18 protein-coding genes and 1 pseudogene are annotated in these 20,876 nt (G+C 68.6%); 7 read left to right on the top strand and 12 right to left on the bottom strand.

Going from position 1 to position 20,876, the window contains the following annotated elements:
- Nucleotides 1-28: 28 nt before the first annotated feature.
- Nucleotides 29-361, top strand: coding sequence for a flagellar biosynthesis anti-sigma factor FlgM (gene flgM / locus PL79_RS12460; protein ID WP_044847871.1), 333 nt, complete (start codon nucleotides 29-31; stop codon nucleotides 359-361).
- 85 nt (nucleotides 362-446) lie between these two features.
- Complete coding sequence (locus PL79_RS12455; RefSeq protein ID WP_039317824.1) at nucleotides 447-887, top strand: flagella synthesis protein FlgN; 441 nt, start codon at nucleotides 447-449, stop codon at nucleotides 885-887.
- 198 nt (nucleotides 888-1,085) lie between these two features.
- On the opposite strand, the gene PL79_RS12450 is transcribed toward PL79_RS12455, so the two are convergent.
- Nucleotides 1,086-2,936, bottom strand: a complete 1,851-nt coding sequence (locus PL79_RS12450) for a M24 family metallopeptidase (protein WP_044847870.1) — start codon at nucleotides 2,934-2,936, stop codon at nucleotides 1,086-1,088.
- 435 nt (nucleotides 2,937-3,371) lie between these two features.
- Between PL79_RS12450 and PL79_RS12440 the strand changes: the two genes are divergently transcribed.
- Nucleotides 3,372-4,184 (top strand): helix-turn-helix domain-containing protein, encoded by an 813-nt coding sequence (locus PL79_RS12440; protein WP_044847869.1) that lies wholly within the window; start codon nucleotides 3,372-3,374, stop codon nucleotides 4,182-4,184.
- Between the two features lie 245 nt (nucleotides 4,185-4,429).
- Here PL79_RS12440 and PL79_RS12435 read toward each other — a convergent pair whose 3' ends face one another.
- Genes PL79_RS12435 through PL79_RS12420 form a run of 4 tightly spaced genes read right to left on the bottom strand, consistent with a single transcriptional unit; the run spans nucleotide 4,430 to nucleotide 9,342 of the window.
- Nucleotides 4,430-5,671 carry a multifunctional CCA addition/repair protein gene (locus PL79_RS12435; protein ID WP_044847868.1) on the bottom strand — a complete coding sequence of 414 codons (1,242 nt, stop codon included), beginning with the start codon at nucleotides 5,669-5,671 and terminating at the stop codon, nucleotides 4,430-4,432.
- On the bottom strand, nucleotides 5,668-6,315 hold the full coding sequence (locus PL79_RS12430; protein ID WP_044847867.1) for a glutathione S-transferase family protein: 648 nt from the start codon (nucleotides 6,313-6,315) through the stop codon (nucleotides 5,668-5,670). The genes PL79_RS12435 and PL79_RS12430 overlap by 4 nt, the downstream gene beginning before the upstream one ends.
- Before the next feature lie 54 nt (nucleotides 6,316-6,369).
- Entirely contained in the window at nucleotides 6,370-7,332 is a 963-nt protein-coding gene (locus tag PL79_RS12425; RefSeq protein WP_044847866.1) for a complex I NDUFA9 subunit family protein, read from the bottom strand.
- 57 nt (nucleotides 7,333-7,389) lie between these two features.
- On the bottom strand, nucleotides 7,390-9,342 hold the full coding sequence (locus PL79_RS12420) for a lytic transglycosylase domain-containing protein (protein ID WP_044847865.1): 1,953 nt from the start codon (nucleotides 9,340-9,342) through the stop codon (nucleotides 7,390-7,392).
- Between the two features lie 8 nt (nucleotides 9,343-9,350).
- Between PL79_RS12420 and PL79_RS12415 the strand changes: the two genes are divergently transcribed.
- Complete coding sequence (locus PL79_RS12415) at nucleotides 9,351-9,956, top strand: 5-formyltetrahydrofolate cyclo-ligase (protein WP_044847864.1); 606 nt, start codon at nucleotides 9,351-9,353, stop codon at nucleotides 9,954-9,956.
- Nucleotides 9,957-10,036: 80 nt separating this feature from the next.
- On the opposite strand, the gene PL79_RS12410 is transcribed toward PL79_RS12415, so the two are convergent.
- Nucleotides 10,037-10,549 carry a winged helix DNA-binding protein gene (locus tag PL79_RS12410; RefSeq protein WP_044847863.1) on the bottom strand — a complete coding sequence of 171 codons (513 nt, stop codon included), beginning with the start codon at nucleotides 10,547-10,549 and terminating at the stop codon, nucleotides 10,037-10,039.
- Nucleotides 10,550-10,697: 148 nt separating this feature from the next.
- Here PL79_RS12410 and pxpB point away from each other — a divergent pair, with 148 nt between their 5' ends.
- The 3 genes and pseudogenes from pxpB (at nucleotide 10,698) to pxpA (ending at nucleotide 13,233) form a co-directional block, all read left to right on the top strand.
- Nucleotides 10,698-11,354, top strand: a complete 657-nt coding sequence (gene pxpB / locus PL79_RS12405; protein WP_044847862.1) for a 5-oxoprolinase subunit PxpB — start codon at nucleotides 10,698-10,700, stop codon at nucleotides 11,352-11,354.
- Nucleotides 11,351-12,414 (top strand): annotated as a pseudogene (locus PL79_RS12400) (biotin-dependent carboxyltransferase family protein). The gene pxpB and the pseudogene PL79_RS12400 overlap by 4 nt, the downstream one beginning before the upstream one ends.
- A 54-nt stretch (nucleotides 12,415-12,468) precedes the next feature.
- The gene (pxpA, locus tag PL79_RS12395; RefSeq protein WP_044848860.1) at nucleotides 12,469-13,233 is read left to right on the top strand and encodes a 5-oxoprolinase subunit PxpA; all 765 of its coding nucleotides are present in this window, start codon (nucleotides 12,469-12,471) and stop codon (nucleotides 13,231-13,233) included.
- Nucleotides 13,234-13,803: 570 nt separating this feature from the next.
- Here the strand turns inward: pxpA and PL79_RS12390 are convergent.
- The 6 genes from PL79_RS12390 to PL79_RS12365 all read right to left on the bottom strand — a co-directional run bounded on the left by PL79_RS12390 (nucleotide 13,804) and on the right by PL79_RS12365 (nucleotide 20,634).
- On the bottom strand, nucleotides 13,804-14,949 hold the full coding sequence (locus PL79_RS12390; protein ID WP_044848859.1) for a TraB/GumN family protein: 1,146 nt from the start codon (nucleotides 14,947-14,949) through the stop codon (nucleotides 13,804-13,806).
- Nucleotides 14,942-15,958, bottom strand: coding sequence for a peptide ABC transporter ATP-binding protein (locus tag PL79_RS12385; RefSeq protein WP_044848858.1), 1,017 nt, complete (start codon nucleotides 15,956-15,958; stop codon nucleotides 14,942-14,944). Before PL79_RS12385 ends, PL79_RS12390 begins: the two co-directional genes overlap by 8 nt.
- Nucleotides 15,955-16,953 carry an ABC transporter ATP-binding protein gene (locus PL79_RS12380; RefSeq protein ID WP_044848857.1) on the bottom strand — a complete coding sequence of 333 codons (999 nt, stop codon included), beginning with the start codon at nucleotides 16,951-16,953 and terminating at the stop codon, nucleotides 15,955-15,957. The genes PL79_RS12385 and PL79_RS12380 overlap by 4 nt, the downstream gene beginning before the upstream one ends.
- A 2-nt stretch (nucleotides 16,954-16,955) precedes the next feature.
- Nucleotides 16,956-17,873 (bottom strand): ABC transporter permease subunit, encoded by a 918-nt coding sequence (locus PL79_RS12375; RefSeq protein ID WP_044848856.1) that lies wholly within the window; start codon nucleotides 17,871-17,873, stop codon nucleotides 16,956-16,958.
- A gap of 4 nt (nucleotides 17,874-17,877) precedes the next feature.
- On the bottom strand, nucleotides 17,878-18,888 hold the full coding sequence (locus tag PL79_RS12370) for an ABC transporter permease subunit (protein WP_044848855.1): 1,011 nt from the start codon (nucleotides 18,886-18,888) through the stop codon (nucleotides 17,878-17,880).
- A gap of 117 nt (nucleotides 18,889-19,005) precedes the next feature.
- Complete coding sequence (locus PL79_RS12365; protein WP_044848854.1) at nucleotides 19,006-20,634, bottom strand: ABC transporter substrate-binding protein; 1,629 nt, start codon at nucleotides 20,632-20,634, stop codon at nucleotides 19,006-19,008.
- Nucleotides 20,635-20,876 lie beyond the last annotated feature (242 nt).

The raw sequence follows: 20,876 nt of genomic DNA, 5'->3' as shown, positions 1-20,876 counted from the left end.
TGGGTCATACCGTCCAGGAAACCCCATCGTGAAGATCGATTCCACTCCGAACCCGAGCCCACTCGCGTCGACCGGCAACGGCGCGGCCCGCGCGCAATCCGGCGCGGCTTCGTCGTCGTCCGCGCAGGCGGCCGACGCAGGATCGACCGGCGGCGACACGAGCGTGAACCTGTCGGGTCTGTCCGGCCAGCTGCGTTCGCTGTCGGCCTCCGGCAGCGCCGACATCGACACGGCCCTCGTCCAGTCGATCAAGGACGCGCTGAACAACGGCACGTTGACGATCGACGTGAACAAGATCGCCGACGGCGTATTGAATACCGCCCGCGACCTGCTGCAACAGCAGCGCTCGCAGGGCAACTGAGCCGGCCCGGGGCCCGTCACGCCCTGACCGGTCCCCTGGTTTGCCGGCATGCGGCCCCGCGTGCCGGCGCGACGAGCATGACGCGATGAGAGAAGAGCTGCTGGCCACGGTCAACGACGAACACGCGACGGTCGAAGCGTTCGCGTCCCTGCTCGCCTACGAGGAAAAGGCGCTGACGACGCCGGAGCCGCTTGAAATGCTGCCCGGCATCGTCGAGAAGAAGAGCGCGCTGATCGACCGGCTCGCGCAGCTCGAACGCACGCGCGACACGCAGCTGTCCGCGCTCGGCTTTCCGGCCGGCAAGAAAGGGATGGACCAGGCCGCCGAGCGCGACGCACGCCTCGCCGGCCGCTGGCAGTTGCTGCTGCAGGCCGCCGAACGCGCGCGCCAGGCCAATGCGACCAACGGGATGCTGATCCGGATCCGGATGGACTACAACGAGCGCGCGCTCGCGGTGCTGCGCTCGGCGCCCGCGCCGGCCGGCGTCTACGGGCCCGACGGGCGGGTATCGGCGCTGATGCGCTGATTCTCCGACGTACTGATTCCCTGACGTACGGATTCCCTGACGCACCGATTCTCTGACGTACCGTTTCACTGACGTACCGTTTCACGGACATACCGATTCTCTGACGTACGGATTCCCGACGGACCGATCACGCCGGCGCATCGACGCGCCGCGCGTGCATCGCGCGGCCCGCCTGCGGCCGCGCGCCCCTTCCCCGCCTTACAGCAGCGGACACGCAGTGACCTGCGTGCCGCGTTCCACGCAAAGCCGTTCGTAGTCGCGCAGGTACGCGCGCTCGTCGTCGTTCAGCAGTTCGACGTCGATCAGGTCCCAGTCGTAGCCGACCGTGACGATGTTCTCGAACGCGACGGTGTCCGATGCGTCGTCGTCCGCGCGCACGATCACGATGTTCTCGATCCGCACGCCGCCCTTGCCCGCCACGTAGATGCCCGGCTCGACCGAAATCACCGCGTTCGGCACCAGCCCGTACTGCGCGCCCGGCGCGAACCGCACGCCGCCCTCGTGCACGTGGATCCCGACACCGTGCCCGGTGCCGTGACCGAAATCGTAGCCGTGGTCGCGGCATACCTGACGCACCGCCGCGTCGACGTCGCCGCCCGTCGCCGTCTTCGGGAAGCGCGTGACGAGCCCCTTGATGCAGGCCTTCAGCGCGACCGTGTAGATCTCGCGTTGCCACGGCTGCGCGACCGTCTCCGGCCGCGTGCGGCGCAGCACGACGCGCGTGCAGTCCGTCGCGAAACCGGCGTCGTAATACGCGCCGCTGTCGAGCAGCACGAGTTCGCCTTCGGTCAGCTCGACGTCGGCGCTCGCCGCCGTGTAGTGCGCGAACGCGCTGTTCGCGCCGTTCGCCGCGATGGACGGGAACGTCAGCGCGACCGCCGAGCGGGCGCCGTACGCGTCGTTGATCGTGCGGGCCAGGTCGTACTCGGTATGGCGCTGCCCCGGCTCGCCGGCCTTCGCCCAGCGCATCGTTTCGGCGATCGCCGCCGAACTGCGCGCGAACGCGTCGCGGAACCGGTCGAGCACCGCCGGCGTCTTGCCGGCGCGCAGCGCCTCGACCGGGTTGAAGTCGGCGTGCCGCGCGTGCGGCCACACGCGGCGCACCGACTCGACGAGCGCGCAGTTGACCGACTCGAAGCCGTAACACACGTGCTCGACCGCGAACCGCGCGAGGAAGCGCTCCAGTTCGGCGAAGTCGCGCCGGATCACGTGCAGCGCCGGATACGACGCCAGTTCGACCGGGCAGCGGTCGCAGCCCTCCGGCAGGAACAGCGCGACCTGCTCGCCGATAGCGAACAGGAAGCCGAGGTGCGACGACGCATTCGGGATGTGATAGCCGCGGCTGTTCAGCAGGTACGCGAGGTCGTCCGACGCGCACGTGAAGAACGCGGTCGTGCCGGGCGCAGCGCCGGTGTGCACGGCGAGCCGCCGGTTCAGCGCGTCGAGGTTCTGCGCGACGCTCGCGCCGGTCATCGCGTCCGGCAGCTCGAAGATCGGCCGCTCGACCACCCAGCCCGGCAGCGCGATCGCGCGGTCGATCTCGCGCTCGACGAGGCCCGTCCAGTCGAGCGACGCCGCCTGCGTCTGCTCGACCAGCCGGTCGCGCTGCGCGACGCTGATCCGCAGCGCGTCGTAGCCGACCCGTGCGAGCCGGCTCGCGTGCGCGAGCAGCCAGTCGGCCAGCGCCTGCCAGATCGTCACGCTCATCCCGAGCTTCTCGATGCGCACGCGCGCCGGGTCGCACTGCTGTTCGGCCTGCAGGTGATAGCGGCCGTCGACGAACAGCACGAACGGCGGCACACCGAGCGCCTCGGCGGTCGCCGCGCTCAGGAAGATGCCGCAGCCGGCCGAGCCGTCGAAGCCCGACAGCGCGTAGCGCGGATTGTTGCGGCGCGGCAGGTATTCGGTGATGTACTCGTCCTGCGACGTGACCACGACCGCGTCGAGCCGGGCGGCGTCGAGCAGGCGCGACAGGCCGGCCTGCGTGTCGGCGACGGACGCGTCGTACGGGGGAAGGCCGGAGAAGCTGTATTTCAGTCGATCGATCATCGGATACCCGTTATGGATTGTTGTCGGCGGCCGGCGGCGTCACGCGGCATGGCGCCCGCCTCACCCGGCACGCTGCCCGCGCGCGGACGACTCGCGGCCCGGCGGGCAGCCGGGCCGTGGTGCCGTTCCCGCAGCAGGCTCTCGGGAAAATTTTTGTCTCACTTAACTTTGTTTGATGCGTGCGACAGAATCTAGAGCACGGTGAAATTGAGGTCAAGCTAAAATTTTCGTAGGGCTAAAATTACCGGTGCGTGCGGTGCGCGACGGCGGCACCGCCGTGCGCGGCGTGGCGGCGGACCGGCGCGACTGCGCGGTACAATGCGCCCGCATCGTCGTCCCGACGGCCGTGCTTCGTGCGATTCGCGGAACGGCAACGTCCGGCGACTGCACCGCCCCCCTCGCTCGCCTCCCGACTCGTTGCCACGAAAGAGATCCATGGATTCAGACATCATGCGTATCGGCCAGCGCATTCGCCGCCTGCGCCGGGAAGCGAAGAAAACGCTGCTGGAAGTCGCGACCGAAGCGAACCTGTCGGTCGGGTTCCTGTCGCAGGTCGAGCGCCATCTGACCGGCATCTCGCTGTCATCGCTCGTCAACGTCGCGAAAGCGCTCGACGTACCGCTCAGCACGCTGATCGACCAGCCGCGCCAGGCGCAGCCCGACTCGCACGCGGGCCGCCGCGAACCGTACGCGGTCGACGCCGCGTCGCAGTGGTACGAGCGGCTGTCCACTACCTTCGACGGCAGCCAGATCAACGCGCTCAAGGTCCGGATGATGGAGGGCTACCGGTCGGAATGGGTCGCGCACGGCGGCGACGAGTTCGTGTACGTGCTGACCGGCCGGCTCTGCTACACGATCGGCAAGAAGGATTACCCGCTGTCGCCCGGTGATTCGCTGCACTTCGACGCGAGGAAGCGCCATCGCGTCGCGAACGTCGGCGACGGGCCCGCGGAGCTGATCGCGGTCGGCACGCTGCCCCTCTTCGACGACAACTGCGCCGAGTTGGGGTCCGCCGCGATGAAAATCAGGCTGCTCGCGCGCGATGCCGGCGCGACGCCGGGCGAGCCGCGCGTGAGCCGCCGCGAACCGGCACCGAAGCGGGAGCGCGACGCGGACGCCGCGCAGCCCGCCGACAAGCCGGCCCGCGCCGCGGCCAAGACGGCTGCCGGGAAGTCCCGTTCGGCCACCGGCAAACGTCCGGCTGCCGCCACGCCGGCGCGCCGCACCGCCGAGCGCATGAAGAAATGACGGCTGCCGGCCGGGCGGCGCACCGCTCGGCGCGGTCCGCACGATTTGCGGAATCGATTCACGGCCTGATTCACGGCCTGATTCACGGCCTGATTCACGGCCTGATTCGCAGCCGGATTCGCGGCCCGGTTCGCAAGCCGGTTCCCAGCCCCGGTTCCCAGTCCGATTCCCGGCCCGGTTTGCAACCCAGTTCACAGCCCGGTTCCCAGCCCCGGTCCGCGCCCCGATTCCCCCAACTCCCCCGCCTATTCCGCGATCGCCAGCGCCTGCTTGACGGCCTCGACCCGCGCGCGATGCACGGCGTCCTTGATCTGCATCGCATCGTTGCCGACACCGCGCGCGATCGCGCCCGCGTCGACGCTGCGCGCCGCCACCAGCGCCACGCGCAGCCGCTCGGCCTGCGGATACGGCTGCGTGTCGAGCCCGAGCCGGCCGCGCGCATCCGCTTCGCATGCCTGCAGCATCTCGGCGAAGCGCGCCGGCTTGCGCAGCGCGTCGCTGCGCTCGAAGAAGCGCACCAGCGCGGCCGCGCCCATTTCCATCACGCGATGCAGGTTGCCGTGCTCGCGCGCGACCACCAGCGCGAGATCGCGGCAATCGTTCGGCACGCGCAGCCGCTCACACAGCGGCTTGATGAGGTCGACGCTGCGGCCTTCGTGGCCGACATGGCGCGGCAGCACGTCGGCGGGCGTCGTCGCCTTGCCGAGATCGTGCGTGAGCGCCGCGAAGCGCACCGGCAGCGAGTAGCCCTGCTTCGCCGCATAGTCGACGACCATCATCACGTGCACGCCCGTATCGACTTCCGGGTGGTAGTCGGCGCGCTGCGGCACGCCCCACAGCGCGTCGACCTCGGGCAGGATGCGCGCGAGCGCGCCGCAGTCGCGCAGCACCGCGAACATCCGCGACGGTTTCGCCTCCATCAGCCCGCGCGCGATCTCCTGCCACACGCGCTCGGGCACCAGCGCATCCGCTTCGCCCGCGTCGACCATGCGCCGCATCAGCGCGAGCGTGTCGTCCGCGACCGTGAAATCGGCGAAGCGCGCGGCAAAGCGCGCGATCCGCAGGATCCGCACCGGATCCTCGACGAACGCGTCGCCGACATGCCGGAACACGCGTGCGCGCAGGTCGGCCTGCCCGTCGAACGGATCGATCACCGGGCCGACCAGCGCGCCCTCCGGGCTCACTTCGCGCGCCATCGCGTTGATCGTCAGGTCACGCCGCGCGAGGTCCTCTTCGAGCGTCACGTCCGGCGCATAGTAGAACTGGAAGCCGTGATAGCCGGCCGCCGTCTTGCGCTCGGTGCGCGCGAGCGCGTATTCCTCCTGCGTGCCCGGATGCAGGAACACGGGGAAATCCTTGCCGACCGGCCGGAAGCCCTGCGCGGCCATCTGCTCGGGCGTCGCGCCCACCACCACGTAGTCGCGGTCCTGCACCGGCACGCCGAGCAATTCGTCGCGGATCGCTCCGCCTACTGCGTAGATGTTCATGGCGTCGGTTCGTATTCGGCGATCACGTTGGTTTCGCGGCGCGCGCCATCGATCCAGCGCTGCACCGCCGGCAGTGCCGTCACGCGCGCCGCATACCCGGCCGCTTCCGGCGACAGCGCCGGCGCATACGTGTTGAAGCGCATCACGACGGGCGCATACATCGCATCGGCGATGCCGAATTCGCCGAACAGGAACGGGCCGCCCGAGGCCTCGATGCACGCGCTCCACAGCGCGTCGATGCGCGCGACGTCGGCGAGCGCCTCGGGCGTCGCGCCGCGCCCCGGCATCGACGCACGCACGCTCATTCCCATCTGCGTGCGCAGCGCGGCGAAGCCCGAATGCATCTCGGCCGAGATGCAGCGCGCATGCGCGCGATCGAGCGGATCGGCCGGCCACATCGGGAACTGCGGATAGCGCTCGGCGAGCGTCTCGGCAATCGCGAGCGAATCCCAGATCGCGACGCCGTGGTCGTCGATCAGGCACGGCACCTTGCCGGTCGGCGAATACTCGCGGATGCGCGCGGCCGTGTCGTCGCGACGCAGCTCGATCGCGATCTCGTCGAACGGGATGCCGAAATGCGCGAGCAGCAGCCACGGCCGCATCGACCACGACGAGTAGTTCTTGTCTCCAATGACGAGTTTCATGGCGGTGTTCCGGAAAGCGCGAAAGTGAATGAAGGAAGCGACGGTCCGCGGCGCCTAGCGGCGGCGCGAGCGGAACCAGTCGAAGCGGGAGCGCCGCGCGGCATGGCCGAGATACGCGGGCGCGATACTCTCGAGACTCGCGGGCGAGATCCCGAGTTCCGGTGCGAGCGGCCCGGACAGCACGTTCGGCACCGACATCGACGCGAGATTGTCGCGCGTGATCACCGGCTCGCCGGGCAGGCATTCGAACACGCTCGCCTGCAGCCGCGCGAGCGCGTCGGGCAGCCGCACGATGCGTGCCTGCCGGCCGACCAGCGTGCCGCAATAACGCACCAGCTGCTCGAGCGTGTAGACGGTCGGGCCGCCGAGTTCGTAGGTCTTGCCGTGCGCGGCCGCGAGATCCAGCGTGTTGACGAACGCGCGCACGACATCGCCGACGAACACCGGCTGGAAGCGCGCGTCGGGCATCGCGAGCGGCAGCACCGGCAGCGTGCGCTGCAGGTTCGCGAACGTGTTCAGGAATGCGTCGCCGGGGCCGAACACGACCGACGGGCGGAAGATCGTCAGCGCGAGCGAATCGGTCGCCGCGACCGCATGCAGCGCGGCCTCGCCGTCGCCCTTCGAGCGCTGGTACATGCTCGGGCCGTGCGAATCGGCGCCGAGCGCGCTCATGTGCAGCACGCGCCGCACGCCGACTTCGACGCACGCGGCGGCCAGCGCGGCCGGCAGCGCGACGTGCGCGCGCTCGAACCCGGGCCCGTACGGCGTGCCGCGGCCGCCGTGCAGCACGCCGACGAGATTGACGGCCGCATGCGCGCCGGCGACGAACCGGGCGAGCGTGCGCGTATCGAGCGCGTCGAGCTCGACGATCTCGACCGGCAGCATCTGCAGGTGGCGTGCGTGCTCGCGCCGCCGCGTGCCGATCCGCACCTGCTTGCCGGCGTCGATCAGCGCGTTGACGAGCCGGCTGCCGATGAAGCCGGTGCCGCCCAGCAGCGCGACGGTCTGGCGATCCATGTTCGGGTCCTCAAAAGAACACTGCCGCGTCTCGCGCGGCAGTGTGAAGATTGCGGATCAGGGCGAGATCATGCCTAGGCGTTTCTTCAACGACTGCGGTTTGCCCTCGAAGAGCGCCGCGTAGTAGACGGTATTCGACAGCACGTTCTTCACGTAGTCGCGCGTCTCGTTGAACGGAATCGTCTCCGCGAAGATCGCGCCTTCGACCGGCTGCGTCAACACCTGGCGCCACTGGCGCGGCCGGCCCGGGCCCGCGTTGTAGCCGGCGGTTGCCAGCACCGGCGAGCTGTCGAAGTTGTTGTAGATGTCCGCCAGATACCAGGTGCCGAGCTGGATGTTGGTATTGATGTCGTGCATCTGCGCACGCGTGATCGTGCCCATCCCGAGCTTCTTCGCGACGAGCTGCGCGGTAGCCGGCATCAGCTGCATCAGGCCGCCCGCGCCGACCGACGAACGCGCGTTCGTGATGAAGCGCGACTCCTGGCGGATCAGCCCGTATGCCCATTCGATGTCGAGGCCCGACGACTGCGCGTAGCGCTCGACGATGTCACGGTACGGCGACGGGTAGCGCAGCGTGAAGTCGTGCTCGGCCTTCGTGCGGTCGGCCGTGTTGACGGTGCGGTCGAGCAGGTCGATGCGCTTGCCGTATTCGGCGGCCGCGAGCAGCTGGCGATCGGTCATCCCGCGCAGCGGCCAGTTCCATTCGCGGTTGCCTTCGAGACGCAGGTTCAGCCCGTAGAAGCGTTGCGCGAGCGCGAAGCCCGGGATCTTGCTCATCGCGTCGACGTCGCCATCGCTCACCTTCGTGCGCGGCGGGATCGACGTGCGCTGGCCGAGCTCTTCGCCGGCGAGCTGCCCGTAGAAGTTGTACTGGCCCGCGACCTGCTCGAATTCCTGGTTCGCCTGCAGCGTGTCGCCGCTCTGCTTGAGCGCGCGCGCATGCCAGTAGATCCATGCCGGATCGTCGCGCAGTGACGGCGGCATCTGTTCGATCGACCAGCGCACCATCGGCCAGTTGCCGGCGAGCAGCGCGGCGCGCGTGCGCCATTCGTAGCCCGGGTTCGACAGCGGCGCGTTCGCGGATTTCGCATACCAGACCGACGCGAGCGCCGAGCGCTTGATCGCGCCCTGGTAGCCGATCGCGCCCCACGCGATCGCCTGCTCCTGCTTCGTCAGCGAGCCGGCGATCGAGGTCAGCATCCCGGCCGCCGCGTCCGGATCGTTGCGCGCCATGCGGCCGAGCGCGATCAGCGCGAGCTGGTGCGATGCCGCGTCGGGGCCGACGCCGCGCGCGAGGTACAGCGGCGGCGCGCTGGTCGCCTGGTCGAAACCGACCGGGCGCGCGCCGAGCGCGTCGACGATCTTGCCGCCGAGCGTCGTGTAGTTCTGCTCGTACGCGAGGCGCGCCTGCTGCCACACGTCGTCGCTCGTGAACTGCTGGTTGACGGTGAGCGCCGTAATCAGGTCGACACAGGCGTCGCCGTAGTATTTCGGCTCGACGAGCAGCGCACGCGCCGCCTCGGCGACGTTCTCGCCGCGCGCCGCGCGCGATTCGAGCGCGTAGCACTTGACCTGCGTGTCGTCGTCGAGCACGAAGCGCTTGTACTGGTCGTCGAAGTTGCGCCAGTCGTGACGCGCGCCGAGCACGAGCAGGTAGTCGTTGCGCAGGCGGTCGGCGATCGCCTGGCCGTCGTAGCGCTGCAGGAACGACTGCACCGGCGCGTCCGGTGCGTCGACGCGTGCGCGGCCGGTCGAATCGAACAGCTGCGGCTTGATCTGGAAATACTCGACGTAGGACGGGACCGGATAGTTCGGGATCATCGACGCGAGCTGCGCGGCCTTCGCGGCGTCGTTGCGGCGCGCGGCCTCGCGCAGCTGCACGAAGATCTGGTCGTCCCCGGCGAGCGTGTCGTCGCCCGGTGCGGCGCACGCGGCCGTGCCCGCGACGAGCGCGGCGGCCGAAAGCGTGAGCGCGACCGCGCGATATACTCGGAAAAGGCTGTTCGACATCGTTATGAATGGAGCACGAAGTGAGCGAAAGCATAGCATGCAACCCTGTGCCGAACCCGAAGGTTGCACTGCGCAAAACGCTGTCCGGCGCGCGTCGCGACGCCGCGTCGCAGCCCGCTGCGAACGCCGCGCTCGACGCGCGGCTGCGCCTGTTGCTCGAGCGCCTCGCGCCCGCGACGGTCGGCTTCTACTGGCCGCTGCCGGGCGAATTCGACGCGCGCGACGCGGTGCTCGCGTGGGCCGCGGCCGGCACGGGCCGCCGCGCCGCGCTGCCGGTGATCGGCGAGCGTCACACGCCGCTCGCGTTCCATGCGTGGGATGCGGATACGCCGATGCGCGAAGGCCATCACCGGATTCCGGAACCGGCGTCGGGCGTCGTCGTCGTGCCCGACCTGCTGCTGATTCCGTGCGTGGGATTCGATCTGCAGCGCTACCGGCTCGGCTACGGCGGCGGCTACTACGACCGCACGCTCGCGGTGTGGCCCGGCGACACGCTGCCGGTGACGGTCGGCATCGCGTATGAAGCGTGCCGCGTCGATGCGCTGCCGGCCGAGGCGCACGATCTCGCGATGCGCTGGATCGTGACCGACGGCGCGCTTTACCCCGCCGCCTGATGACGCGGCGCGCGCTGCTGCGTGAGCGGCATGCCGCGCGTCACCGCGCTCACCGCGTTCACCCTCCCGTCCGCAATCGTTTACAGCGACGCCGCCGCGCGCGCGGCCGTGTCGTAGAGGCCCGATGCGTGGCGCAGCAACTGCGCCGCGTCGCCGATCTGCTCGTTGGTGAGGCCGCTGTCCTTGAGCGTCTCGATCAGGCAGTGCTCGCGCACCTCCCGATACTTCAGGCACAGCTCGCGGCCCGCGTCGGTCGCGAAGAAGAACACCTCCTTGCCGCTCTTCTCGCTCTTCACATAGCCGCGCGCGATCAGTTTTTTCAGCGCATAGGTCGCGACGTGCGTATCCTCGATATTGAGCACGAAGCAGATGTCGGCGAGCTTCTTCTTGCGTTCGCGGTGGCTCACGTGATGCAGCAGCGACACCTCGACCGCCGTCATGTCCTTCGCGCCCGCGGCCGACATGCAGCGCACCATCCAGCGGTTGAATGCGTTGCCGGCCATGATGAGCCCGTATTCGAGTTCCGACAGCTCCGCGCTCGAATCGGAAACGAGGTGTTCGGATGACACGATCTTGGTCGCAGGACGCTTCATGGAAAGGCGGAGCAAGCCGGATGACAGGGTGTGCCGAGTGTACGCCAGAAGCCCGGACATACGGGCTAGGCGAAAACGCTTATTGGGAAGTTGTCGATATTTTATTGACAATGTGCGCTAACATTGCCGTCCGAACCGTGCCAGTCCGATGACGCAACCCCGCATTTATCCGCTCGGCGATGCCGCCCTCGTCTGCGAGGTACCGCCGCCCGCCACGCTCGATTGCCAGCGCCGCGTCTGGGCCGTCGCCGAGGTCGCGCGCGCGTGGCCCGACGTGATCGACGTCGTGCCGGGCATGAACAACCTGACGATCGTGTTCGACGCGCTCGCCACGACGGCCGACTCGCTCACGCCGGCGCTGCGCGACGCGTGGGAAACCGCCGACGTCGAGCACGCGGACGGCCGGGAAATCGACATCCCGGTCGAATACGGCGGTGCCGCCGGTCCCGACCTCGCCGCCGTCGCCGCGCACACCGGGCTGTCGGCCGACGAAGTCGTCGCGCGCCACGCGGCCGGCGCCTACGTCGTGTTCTTCGTCGGCTTCCAGCCGGGCTTCGCGTATCTCGGCGGCCTCGATGCGTCGCTGCACACGCCGCGCCGCGCGGCCCCGCGCCTCGAGGTGCCGGCCGGCTCGGTCGGCATCGGCGGTGCGCAGACGGGCATCTATCCGGCCACATCGCCCGGCGGCTGGCAGCTGATCGGCCGCACGTCGCACGTGCTGTTCGACCCGGCGCGGCCGCAGCCCACGCTGCTGCTGCCCGGCGACCGCGTACGCTTCACCATTGCCGGAGTCGACGCGACATGAGCCAGAACACCGCACCGGGCACGATCGAGGTCGTCCGCGCCGGCCCGCTGTCGACCGTGCAGGATCTCGGCCGCCGCGGCACGCGCCATCTCGGCGTCGCGCAGGGCGGCGCGCTCGACGGCCTCGCGCTCGAGGTCGGCAACCGGCTCGTCGGCAACCGCCCCGACGCGGCGGCCGTCGAAATCACGATCGGCCCGGCCGCGTTCCGCTTCACGCGCGCGACGCGCATCGCGATCACCGGCACCGAATTCGGCGCGACGCTCGACGGCCGGCCCGTGTATTCCTGGTGGAGCCTGCCGGTCGACGCCGGCCAGACGCTGTGCTGCCGGCCGCGAAACGCGGCATGCGCGGCTACCTGTGCATCGCGGGCGGCATCGACGTGCTGCCGATGCTCGGCTCGCGCAGCACCGATCTCGCGTCGCGCTTCGGCGGCCTTGCGGCGGCGCGCGCTGCGCGACGGCGACCGGCTCCGGTCGGCGTGCCGCCGGCCGGCGCCGGCTGCCTCGCGGCGACGCGCCCGAATTCGCGTGAAGGCGCCCGCGTGGTGCGCGTTCGTGCCGTCGACGAACCGCCGCGCCGCCACCGGCCCGCGCATGCGCCGTGGGCGATGCCCGTGCGCGTGCTGCCGGGCCCCGACTACGCGTCGTTCGCGGCCGATTCGCAGCAGGCGTTCTGGGACGAGGAATGGCTCGTCACCGCGAACAGCAACCGGATGGGCTATCGTCTCGCCGGCGCCGAACTGGTGCGCGAGCGGCCGGTCGAGCTGCTGTCGCACGCGGTGCTGCCCGGCACGATCCAGGTGCCGCCGAACGGCCAGCCGATCGTGCTGATGCACGACGCGCAGACCACCGGCGGCTATCCGAAGATCGGCACGGTGATCCGCGCGGATCTCTGGAAACTCGCACAGGCGCGGCTCAACCTGCCGATCCGCTTCGTGCGCACGACACCCGACGCCGCGCGCGCCGCCCTGGTCGCAGAACGTGCCTATCTGCGCCAGATCGACGTCGCGATCGAGATGCGCGAGGAAACGCGCCGCCGCGCGCAATCGCGCGCGGCGTGACAATGACGGAAGCAGGACGAAGGACGCGCCACGCACCCGTGGACGAGGAACATCATGGAAATCGATCTGAATGCCGATCTCGGTGAAGGATGCGGATCGGACGAGGCGCTGCTCGACCTCGTCACGTCGGCGAACATCGCGTGCGGCTGGCATGCGGGCGGCGCCAACGCGATGCGCGACTGCGTGCGCTGGGCCGTGCAGAAAGGCGTGTCGATCGGCGCGCACCCGAGCTTTCACGACCCGGAGAATTTCGGCCGCAAGGAAATGCAGCTGCCGGCCGGCGACATCTATGCGGGCGTGCTGTACCAGCTCGGCGCGCTGTCGGCGATCGCGCAGGCCGAGGGCGGCCGCATCGCGCACGTGAAGCCGCACGGCGCGCTGTACAACCAGGCCGCGCGCGACCCGCTGATCGCCGACGCGGTGGTGTCCGCGATCCACGACTTCGATCCGTCGCTGGCCGTGTTCGGGCTCGCGAACAGCGTGTTCGTCGCGGCCGCGCGCCACGCGGGGCTCGCCGCGGTGGAGGAAGTGTTCGCCGATCGCGGCTACCGCGCGGACGGCTCGCTCGTGCCGCGCAGCCAGCCCGGCGCGCTGATCGACGATGAAGATGCGGTGCTCGCGCGCACGCTCGACATGGTGCGCGAGCGGCAGGTGCGGGCAGTGAGCGGCGAGTGGGTGCCGCTCAACGCGCAGACGGTCTGCCTGCACGGCGACGGCCCGCATGCGCTCGCGTTCGCGAAACGGATCCGCGCGGCGCTCGAAGCGGCGGGGGTCGACGTCGTCGCGCCCGGCGCGCTGCAGGCCGGGGAAGACGCATGACGGCGTGACGCGTCGTCGAAGCGCTCAGCCGTCGCAGGTCGAAAACCGCCGCCACAAAAGAAAAAAGCGCCCTCGTGGCGCTTTTCTGTTGGCGCAATCGCCGCGGACTTCGCCGTCTGTCGATTCGCCCCCCGAAACCGTCTGTCGACGGTGACCGGAAACATGCTCCGGATCAAAAAACGTCCGCCGCCGCCCGCTTGCTGCTTCCCCCGGTCGGACGACGGAACGTTGCTTATGCCGCAAGTCTGTCGCATGCATTTGTTGTGCCGACGATGTTTGGCCCCGCCGTGCATGCAGACACTCCGCGGCCGGCACGTTACATACGTGCCGGCTACGCTAACCCCGCGCTTTGTTTTCTGCTACCCCGTAGAACTTATCTATTCTTTTCATTTTTTCAACTTGTGGGATGAAGAATAGAGATTGGCAGAACCGGATGTCAATCGTTTTAAACGCTATTTCCTGAAGATTCGAGGGTTTTCCTTATCGAGCCGCGTGGCCGCGCGGGCGCCTCGCAGCGCGTGCATCTCGTCGATCAAACAGGGGAGGATCGGCGCGCGGTGCGCGGCGCAATCAGTTCGCGTCGACCTGATACCCTTGCTGGCGCAACAATTCGAGCACGCCGCGCGGGCCGCCCAGATGCAGCGCGCCGATGGCCACGAATACCGGCCGGTTCGGCGCGGCGATTGCCGTCATCCGTGCAACGAAGCGCCGGTTGCGCTCGTACAGGATCTTGTTGTCGATCGACGCCGACAGCGCCTTCGAACGGGCCAGCCGCTCGCTCTTCGCGACCGCCCACGCCGAGATCGCGTCGGCGTCGCCAATTCGCCACAGCCGGTGCAGCGCCTTGATGTCGTCGGCGTTCTGCGCCGGGGTCTGCACCATGTCCTGCGCGAGCATCTCGCGCTGCTCGGCGAGCGTCAGCCCGGTGAACGCGCGCATCTGCTCGGCGAGCGTCTCGAGCCCGATCACGCGGCCGCCCTTCTTCTTCAGGAACACGTTCTGCAGCTGCGCCTCGGTGCCGTACTCGGTCTGCAGGCCGGCCGCCAGCGAGTCGTAGGTTTCGACGACCAGCGCCGCGAGCCACGGCCGCATCCGGCGGATCTCCGCGAGCGCGGCCGGGTTGCCGCGCAGGCGCGCCGCTAGGCGCTGCCACTGCGGCTCGGGCAGCAGGCGCTGCAGGCACGGGTAGCGGCACACGCCGTACTTCGACACGTCGTCCTGCGATTCGAGGAGATCGTCCGGCGACAGCTCGAGCGCGAGCGTCGGCGACGCGGCGAGCGCCGCGAGGATGCGCGGCCGGAACGGCTGCGCGGGCGGATAGTCGGACGGGTCGCCCGTGTGCAGCGTGCCGAGCACGTACAGCGTGACCCTGCCCCGGGTGGCGACATAGAACGGCATGCGCGCCGGCTGCACGCGCACCGTGCCGCGCGCGACCGTGCCGTTCGACACGGACGGCACGTGGAAGCCCGGCAGGTTCATGCCGGGCGGCGGAACCTGCGACGGATGGATCGGCGAACTCGCCGGCGCGCGCCCTTCGGCACGCGCGGCGTCGACCGGGACCAGCACGCTGGCCGCCACGCACGCGCCGGCCAGCGCCGCGCCCGTGACCGTGCGCACGCTCCAGCGCCGTGCATTGCGACACGCGCGCATCACGCGCGCGCGGCCGCCCCCCGAACGGCGCACGCCAGGCGCGCGCGCCGCCAAACCATCAGGCATTCACCTCCCCTACCTCCTCGGCGCGATGGCAGGCCACGCGGCGTCCGTCGACGTCGCGCAGCTGCGGTTCCTCGACGCGGCAGCGCTCGACCGCGTACGGGCAGCGCTGGTGAAACGCGCAGCCCGACGGCGGATTGAGCGGCGACGGCAGCTCGCCCTGCAGCTTGATCTGCACGCGGCGGTCTTCCTCGAAGATCGCCGGCGTCGCCGACATCAGCGCGCGCGTGTACGGATGGCGCGGATGCGCGTAGATCGTCGCCTTGTCGCCGAGCTCCGCGACGCTGCCGAAGTACATCACCATCACGTCGTCGGCGACGTGCTCGACCACCGACAGGTTGTGCGAGATGAACACGTAGCTCGTCTTGAACTGCTCCTGCAGGTCCATGAACAGGTTCAGGATCTGCGCCTGGATCGACACGTCGAGCGCGGACACCGGTTCGTCGGCGACTACGATCCGCGGATCGAGGATCATCGCGCGCGCGATCGCGACCCGCTGGCGCTGGCCGCCCGAGAACATGTGCGGATAACGCTTCGCGTGCTCGGGCCGCAGGCCGACCGTGCGCATGATCTGCGCGACGCGCTGCGCGCGTTCGGCGGCCGTCAGGTTCGCGTTGATCTCGAGCGGCTCGGAGAGCGTCTGCTCGACGGTCTTGCGCGGGTTCAGCGACGCGAACGGGTTCTGGAACACCATCTGCACGCGACGGCGCAGGTCGGCGACCGTCTCGCGGCTCGCGCCGGCCACGTCCTTGCCGTCGATCGTCAGGTGGCCCGAGGTGGGCGTCTCGATCATCGTGAGCTGGCGCGCGAGCGTCGATTTCCCGCAGCCCGACTCGCCGACGACGGCGAGCGTCTTGCCGCGCTTGAGCGTGAACGACACGCCGTTCAGCGCCTTCACCGTGCCCTGCCCGAACATCCCGCGCTTGACCGTGTAGTGCTTCGCGAGCCGGTCGGCGACCAGCACCGCTTCCTCGTCGTGCGGCGTGGCACGCGTTTCGTGGACTGCATTCATCGTGCGCCTCCCGTCAGGTCGAGGTTGGAAACATTGAGCGGCTTGATGCAGCGCGCGCGCATCGCATCGTTGGCCGGCACCAGCGTATCGAGCGCCGGACGCGCCTTGCGGCAATCGTCGACGACGTACTTGCAGCGCGGCGCGAACAGGCACCCGGACGGGCGATCATCGCGGCCCGGCACCATGCCCGGCAATGCGGCAAGGCGACGCGCCCCCTGATTGTGCTCGGGAATCGCCGCGAGCAGCGCTTCGGTATACGGATGATGCGGCGCACGGAAGATGTCCGGCACGCGATTGGTCTCGATGACCTCGCCCGCATACATCACCGCGACGCGCTGCGCGACCTCCGACACGACGGCCAGGTCGTGCGAGATCAGCACGAGCGCCATCCCGCGCTCCTTCTGCAGCTTCACGAGCAGGTCCATGATCTGCGCCTGGATCGTCACGTCGAGCGCGGTGGTCGGCTCGTCGGCGATCAGCAGCTTCGGGTTGCACGCGACCGCCATCGCGATCATCACGCGCTGGTTCATGCCGCCCGACATCTGGTGCGGGAACGCCGTGATGCGGTTCTTCGCATCCGGAATGCCGACCTGGTCGAGCAGCTCGAGCGCGCGCCGGTGCAGCGCGTCGCCGCGCAGGCCTTCGTGCAGCTTCAGCACCTCCTTGATCTGGTAGCCGACCGTGTAGCTCGGGTTCAGGCTCGTCAGCGCGTCCTGGAACACCATCGCGATGTCCTTGCCGACGATCTTGCGGCGCGCCTTCGGCGACGCCTTCAGCAGGTCCACGCCGTTGAACGTGACCTCGTCGGCCGTCACCTTGCCCGGCGCATCGATCAGGCCCATCAGCGCCATCATCGTCACGCTCTTGCCCGAGCCCGATTCGCCGACGACGCCCACCACCTCGCCCGGCGCGATCGACAGGTTGATCCGGTCGACCGCGGGCAGGCCGTTGAAGTTCACCGCGAGATTGCGGATAGTCAGTAGATCTTGGCTCATGGTCACGCCATCCGCTTCAGTTTGGGATCGAGCGCGTCGCGCAGCCCGTCGCCGAGCAGGTTGATCGCGAGCACCGAAATCAGGATCGACAGGCCCGGCATCGTCACGATCCACCATGCGTTGTCGATGTAGTCGCGCGCGGACGCGAGCATCGCGCCCCACTCGGCGGTCGGCGGCTGCACGCCGAGGCCGAGGAAGCCGAGCGCGGCCGCGTCGAGGATGGCCGACGAGAAGCCGAGCGTCGCCTGCACGATCAGCGGCGCCGTGCAGTTCGGCAGCACCTGCGAGAACATCAGGCGCAGCGTGCCGGCACCGGCCACGCGCGACGCCGTCACGTACTCCTTCTGCAGCTCGCCGAGCGCGGATGCGCGCGTGAGGCGCACGTAGGCCGGCAGCGCGACGATCGCGATCGCGAACATCGTGTTGGTGAGGCCCGGGCCGATGATCGCGACGACCGCGACCGCGAGCAGCAGCGACGGCAGCGCGAGCAGCACGTCCATGATGCGCATCACGGGCGTGTCGGCCCACTTCTGGAAGAACGCGGCGATCAGCCCGAGCACGATGCCGGGGATCAGCGCGAGCACGACCGACACGAAGCCGATCCAGAACGACATGCGCGCGCCGAACATCAGGCGCGAAAGGATGTCGCGGCCCGCTTCGTCGGTGCCGAGGATGAACTGCCAGTTGCCGCCCGCGAGCCATGCGGGCGGGATCTTCACGTAGTCGCGGTATTGCTCGACCGGGCTGTGCGGCGCGATCAGCGGCGCGAACAGCGCGACGAGGATCAGCACCAGCACGACGATGCCGGCGCCGACGGCGCCGCGGTTGCGCGAGAAATTGGCCCAGAACTCGCGCAGCGCGAGCGCACGGCCGCCGGCCGGCGCGGATTCGCTCGGCAGGGTGTTTTGCAGATTGCTCATGGGATTACCTCGTGTGGCGGATGCGCGGATTCAGCACGCCGTACAGCAGGTCGACGACCAGGTTCACGACGATCACGAGCGTCGCGATCAGCAGGATGCCGCCCTGGACGACCGGATAGTCGCGGCGGCCGATCGCATCGATCAGCCACTTGCCGACACCGGGCCACGAAAAGAGCGTCTCGGTCAGCACGGCGCCGGCCAGCAGCGTGCCGATCTGCAGGCCGATCACGGTGACGACCGGGATCAGCGCATTGCGCAGCGCATGCACGACGACCACGCGCACGGGCGACAGCCCCTTCGCGCGCGCCGTGCGGATGTAGTCCTCGCGCAGCACTTCGAGCATCGACGAGCGCGTCATCCGCGCGATCACCGCGAGCGGGATCGTGCCGAGCACGATCGCCGGCAGGATCAGGTGGCTGACCGCCGATTTGAACGCGCCTTCGTCGGGTGCGAGCAGCGCGTCGATCAGCATGAAGCCGGTCGGATGCGGGAAATCGTATTCGACCGCGATGCGGCCCGACACGGGCGTCCAGCCGAGGTACGACGAAAACACCATGATGAGGATCAGCCCCCACCAGAAGATCGGCATCGAGTAGCCGGTGAGCGCGGTGCCCATCACGCCATGATCGACGACCGAGCCGCGCCGCAGCGCGGCGATCACGCCGGCCGGCAGCCCGACCGCGAGCGCGAACACGAGCGCGCACAGCGACAGTTCGACGGTCGCCGGGAAGCGCGCGAAGAATTCGCCCGCGACGCTGGTGTTGGTGATGATCGACGTGCCGAGGTCGCCATGCAGCGCCCGGCCGATGTAGTGGATGTACTGCAGGGGCAGCGGCTGGTCGAGCCCGAGGCGTTTCATGGCCTCCGCATGCATCGCGGGATCGACGCCGCGCTCGCCCATCATCACTTCGATGGGGTCGCCCGGTATCAGGTGAATCAGCGCAAACGCCAGGATGGTGATGCCGATGAAGGTCGGGATCACCATGCCCACGCGGCGCAACACGAATGTGAACATGATGCGTCTCGTATTTTCTTGTGGGAAATGTACGACCGGCGACGAGGGGCTTTTGGCCCCTCGTCGCCGGATGATTTCAAGCCGGTCTTCTCAAGACGACAGCTTACGCCAGGCCGGTTACTTCACGCTGACACCGTCGAAACGCGCATAGCCGAGCGGCTCGATGCGCATGTCGACCACGTTCTTGCGTACCGGCTGGTAGACCGTCGAGTTCGCGATCGGCGAGAACGGCAGCTGCTGCGCGAAGATCTGCTGGGCCTGCGTGTAGATCTTCGTGCGCGCGTCCTGGCCCGTCGTCGTGCGACCCTTCTGGATCAGGTCGTCGAACGGCTTGTAGCACCAGTGCGAGAAGTTGTTGCCCTTGATCGCCTCGCAGCCGAGCAGCGTGCCGAGCCAGTTGTCGGGGTCGCCGTTGTCGCCCGTCCAGCCGATCAGCATCGTGTCCTGCTCGCCCGTGTGCGCGCGCTTGATGTACTCGCCCCACTCGTACGTGACGATCTTCGCCTTCACGCCGATCTTCGCCCAGTCGGCCTGGATCATCTCGGCCATCAGGCGGGCGTTCGGGTTGTATGCGCGCTGCACCGGCATCGCCCACAGCGTGATGTCGAAACCGTTCGGATAGCCGGCCTTCGCGAGCAGCGCCTTCGCCTTCTCGGTGTCGTTCGGGGCCATCTTCAGGTTCTTGTCGTACGACCATTGGGTCGGCGGCATCGGCGCGCTGGCGGCCTGGCCGGCACCCTGATAGACGGATTCGAGAATCGCCTTCTTGTTGATCGCCATGTCGAGCGCCTGACGCACTTCGAGCTTGTCGACCGGCTTGTGCTCGACGTTGTACGCGAGGTAGCCGAGGTTGAAGCCCGGCTGCGACGGCATGTCGATGCCCGAGTCGGCCTTCAGCGCCGCGATGTCGGCCGGACGCGGATAGCTCATCACCTGGCACTCGTTGCGCTTGATCTTCTGCACGCGCACGCCCGGGTCGGGCGTGATCGAGAAGATCAGCTTCGACAGCTTCACCGCACCCTTCTTCCAGTAATCAGGATTGCCATCGAAACGGATCGTCGCGTCCTTCGTATAGCTGCGGAAGATGAACGGGCCCGTGCCGACCGGCTTCTGGTTGATGTCGGCGGCCTTGCCGGCCTTCATCAGCTGGTCGCCGTACTCGGCCGACAGGATCGACGCGAATTCCATCGCCATGTTCTGGATGAACGGCGCGTTCGGCTCGGACAGCGTGAACTTCACGGTGTACGGATCGACCTTCTCGATCTTCGTGATCAGCTTGTCGAGGCCCATGTCGGTGAAGTACGGGAACGACACCGGGTAGGCCTTGCGGAACGCATTGTTCGGATCGAGCATGCGCTCGAACGAGAACACGACGTCGTCCGCGTTGAATTCACGCGTCGGCTTGAAGAAGTCGGTCGTGTGGAACTTCACGCCATGACGCAGGTGGAACGTGTACACCTTGCCGTCGGACGAGACGTCCCACTTCTCGGCGAGGCCGGGCTCGACCTTGGTGCCGCCGCGCTCGAATTCGACGAGGCGGTTGTAGACGGTGAACGTGGCGGCGGTGAAATCGACGCCGGTCGTGAATTGCGCGGAATCAAAACCCGCCGGGCTGCCTTCTGAGCAGTAGACGAGCGTTTTGTTCGGGATCTGTGCGAATGCAGAACCCGCGACGCCGAGCGATGCCGCTGCCACGCCTGCGATGGCGGTAACACGCAGGGTGTGCAACAGACGGTTGTATTCCATGTTTCCTCCAGGTCTCCAGATCGGAACCGGTCCCCCTGGGGGCCGGGTACGCGGATATTACTTGAGCTAGCGATTTTGCAACAAGCTGGAGAAAAAACTCTTCTAGACGCGCATCCACGCGGGTTTTTGCCGATGTCTTGCACACGCGAAAAGTGCCTCTGCGCGCGCGAGCGGCCATTTCGTTCATCCCGCGCATGTTTCGTTCGACAACTAAACAATTCGGGCGCGAACGCAGAGGGTTG

It is taken from the genome of Burkholderia sp. USMB20, from assembly GCF_000949135.2.
GTDB lineage: Bacteria > Pseudomonadota > Gammaproteobacteria > Burkholderiales > Burkholderiaceae > Burkholderia.
This window is presented reverse-complemented; position numbering and strand designations above follow the sequence as displayed.

What these genes read in the sequence shown, in the direction of transcription:
- PL79_RS12455 (WP_039317824.1), top strand. Translation starts at nt 447, where the DNA reads ATGAGAGAAGAGCTGCTGGCCACGGTCAACGACGAACACGCGACGGTC.
- PL79_RS12450 (WP_044847870.1), bottom strand. Translation starts at nt 2,936, where the DNA reads ATGATCGATCGACTGAAATACAGCTTCTCCGGCCTTCCCCCGTACGAC.
- PL79_RS12440 (WP_044847869.1), top strand. Translation starts at nt 3,372, where the DNA reads ATGGATTCAGACATCATGCGTATCGGCCAGCGCATTCGCCGCCTGCGC.
- PL79_RS12435 (WP_044847868.1), bottom strand. Translation starts at nt 5,671, where the DNA reads ATGAACATCTACGCAGTAGGCGGAGCGATCCGCGACGAATTGCTCGGC.
- PL79_RS12430 (WP_044847867.1), bottom strand. Translation starts at nt 6,315, where the DNA reads ATGAAACTCGTCATTGGAGACAAGAACTACTCGTCGTGGTCGATGCGG.
- PL79_RS12425 (WP_044847866.1), bottom strand. Translation starts at nt 7,332, where the DNA reads ATGGATCGCCAGACCGTCGCGCTGCTGGGCGGCACCGGCTTCATCGGC.
- PL79_RS12420 (WP_044847865.1), bottom strand. Translation starts at nt 9,342, where the DNA reads ATGTCGAACAGCCTTTTCCGAGTATATCGCGCGGTCGCGCTCACGCTT.
- PL79_RS12415 (WP_044847864.1), top strand. Translation starts at nt 9,351, where the DNA reads ATGGAGCACGAAGTGAGCGAAAGCATAGCATGCAACCCTGTGCCGAAC.
- PL79_RS12410 (WP_044847863.1), bottom strand. Translation starts at nt 10,549, where the DNA reads ATGAAGCGTCCTGCGACCAAGATCGTGTCATCCGAACACCTCGTTTCC.
- pxpB (WP_044847862.1), top strand. Translation starts at nt 10,698, where the DNA reads ATGACGCAACCCCGCATTTATCCGCTCGGCGATGCCGCCCTCGTCTGC.
- pxpA (WP_044848860.1), top strand. Translation starts at nt 12,469, where the DNA reads ATGGAAATCGATCTGAATGCCGATCTCGGTGAAGGATGCGGATCGGAC.
- PL79_RS12390 (WP_044848859.1), bottom strand. Translation starts at nt 14,949, where the DNA reads ATGCCTGATGGTTTGGCGGCGCGCGCGCCTGGCGTGCGCCGTTCGGGG.
- PL79_RS12385 (WP_044848858.1), bottom strand. Translation starts at nt 15,958, where the DNA reads ATGAATGCAGTCCACGAAACGCGTGCCACGCCGCACGACGAGGAAGCG.
- PL79_RS12380 (WP_044848857.1), bottom strand. Translation starts at nt 16,953, where the DNA reads ATGAGCCAAGATCTACTGACTATCCGCAATCTCGCGGTGAACTTCAAC.
- PL79_RS12375 (WP_044848856.1), bottom strand. Translation starts at nt 17,873, where the DNA reads ATGAGCAATCTGCAAAACACCCTGCCGAGCGAATCCGCGCCGGCCGGC.
- PL79_RS12370 (WP_044848855.1), bottom strand. Translation starts at nt 18,888, where the DNA reads ATGTTCACATTCGTGTTGCGCCGCGTGGGCATGGTGATCCCGACCTTC.
- PL79_RS12365 (WP_044848854.1), bottom strand. Translation starts at nt 20,634, where the DNA reads ATGGAATACAACCGTCTGTTGCACACCCTGCGTGTTACCGCCATCGCA.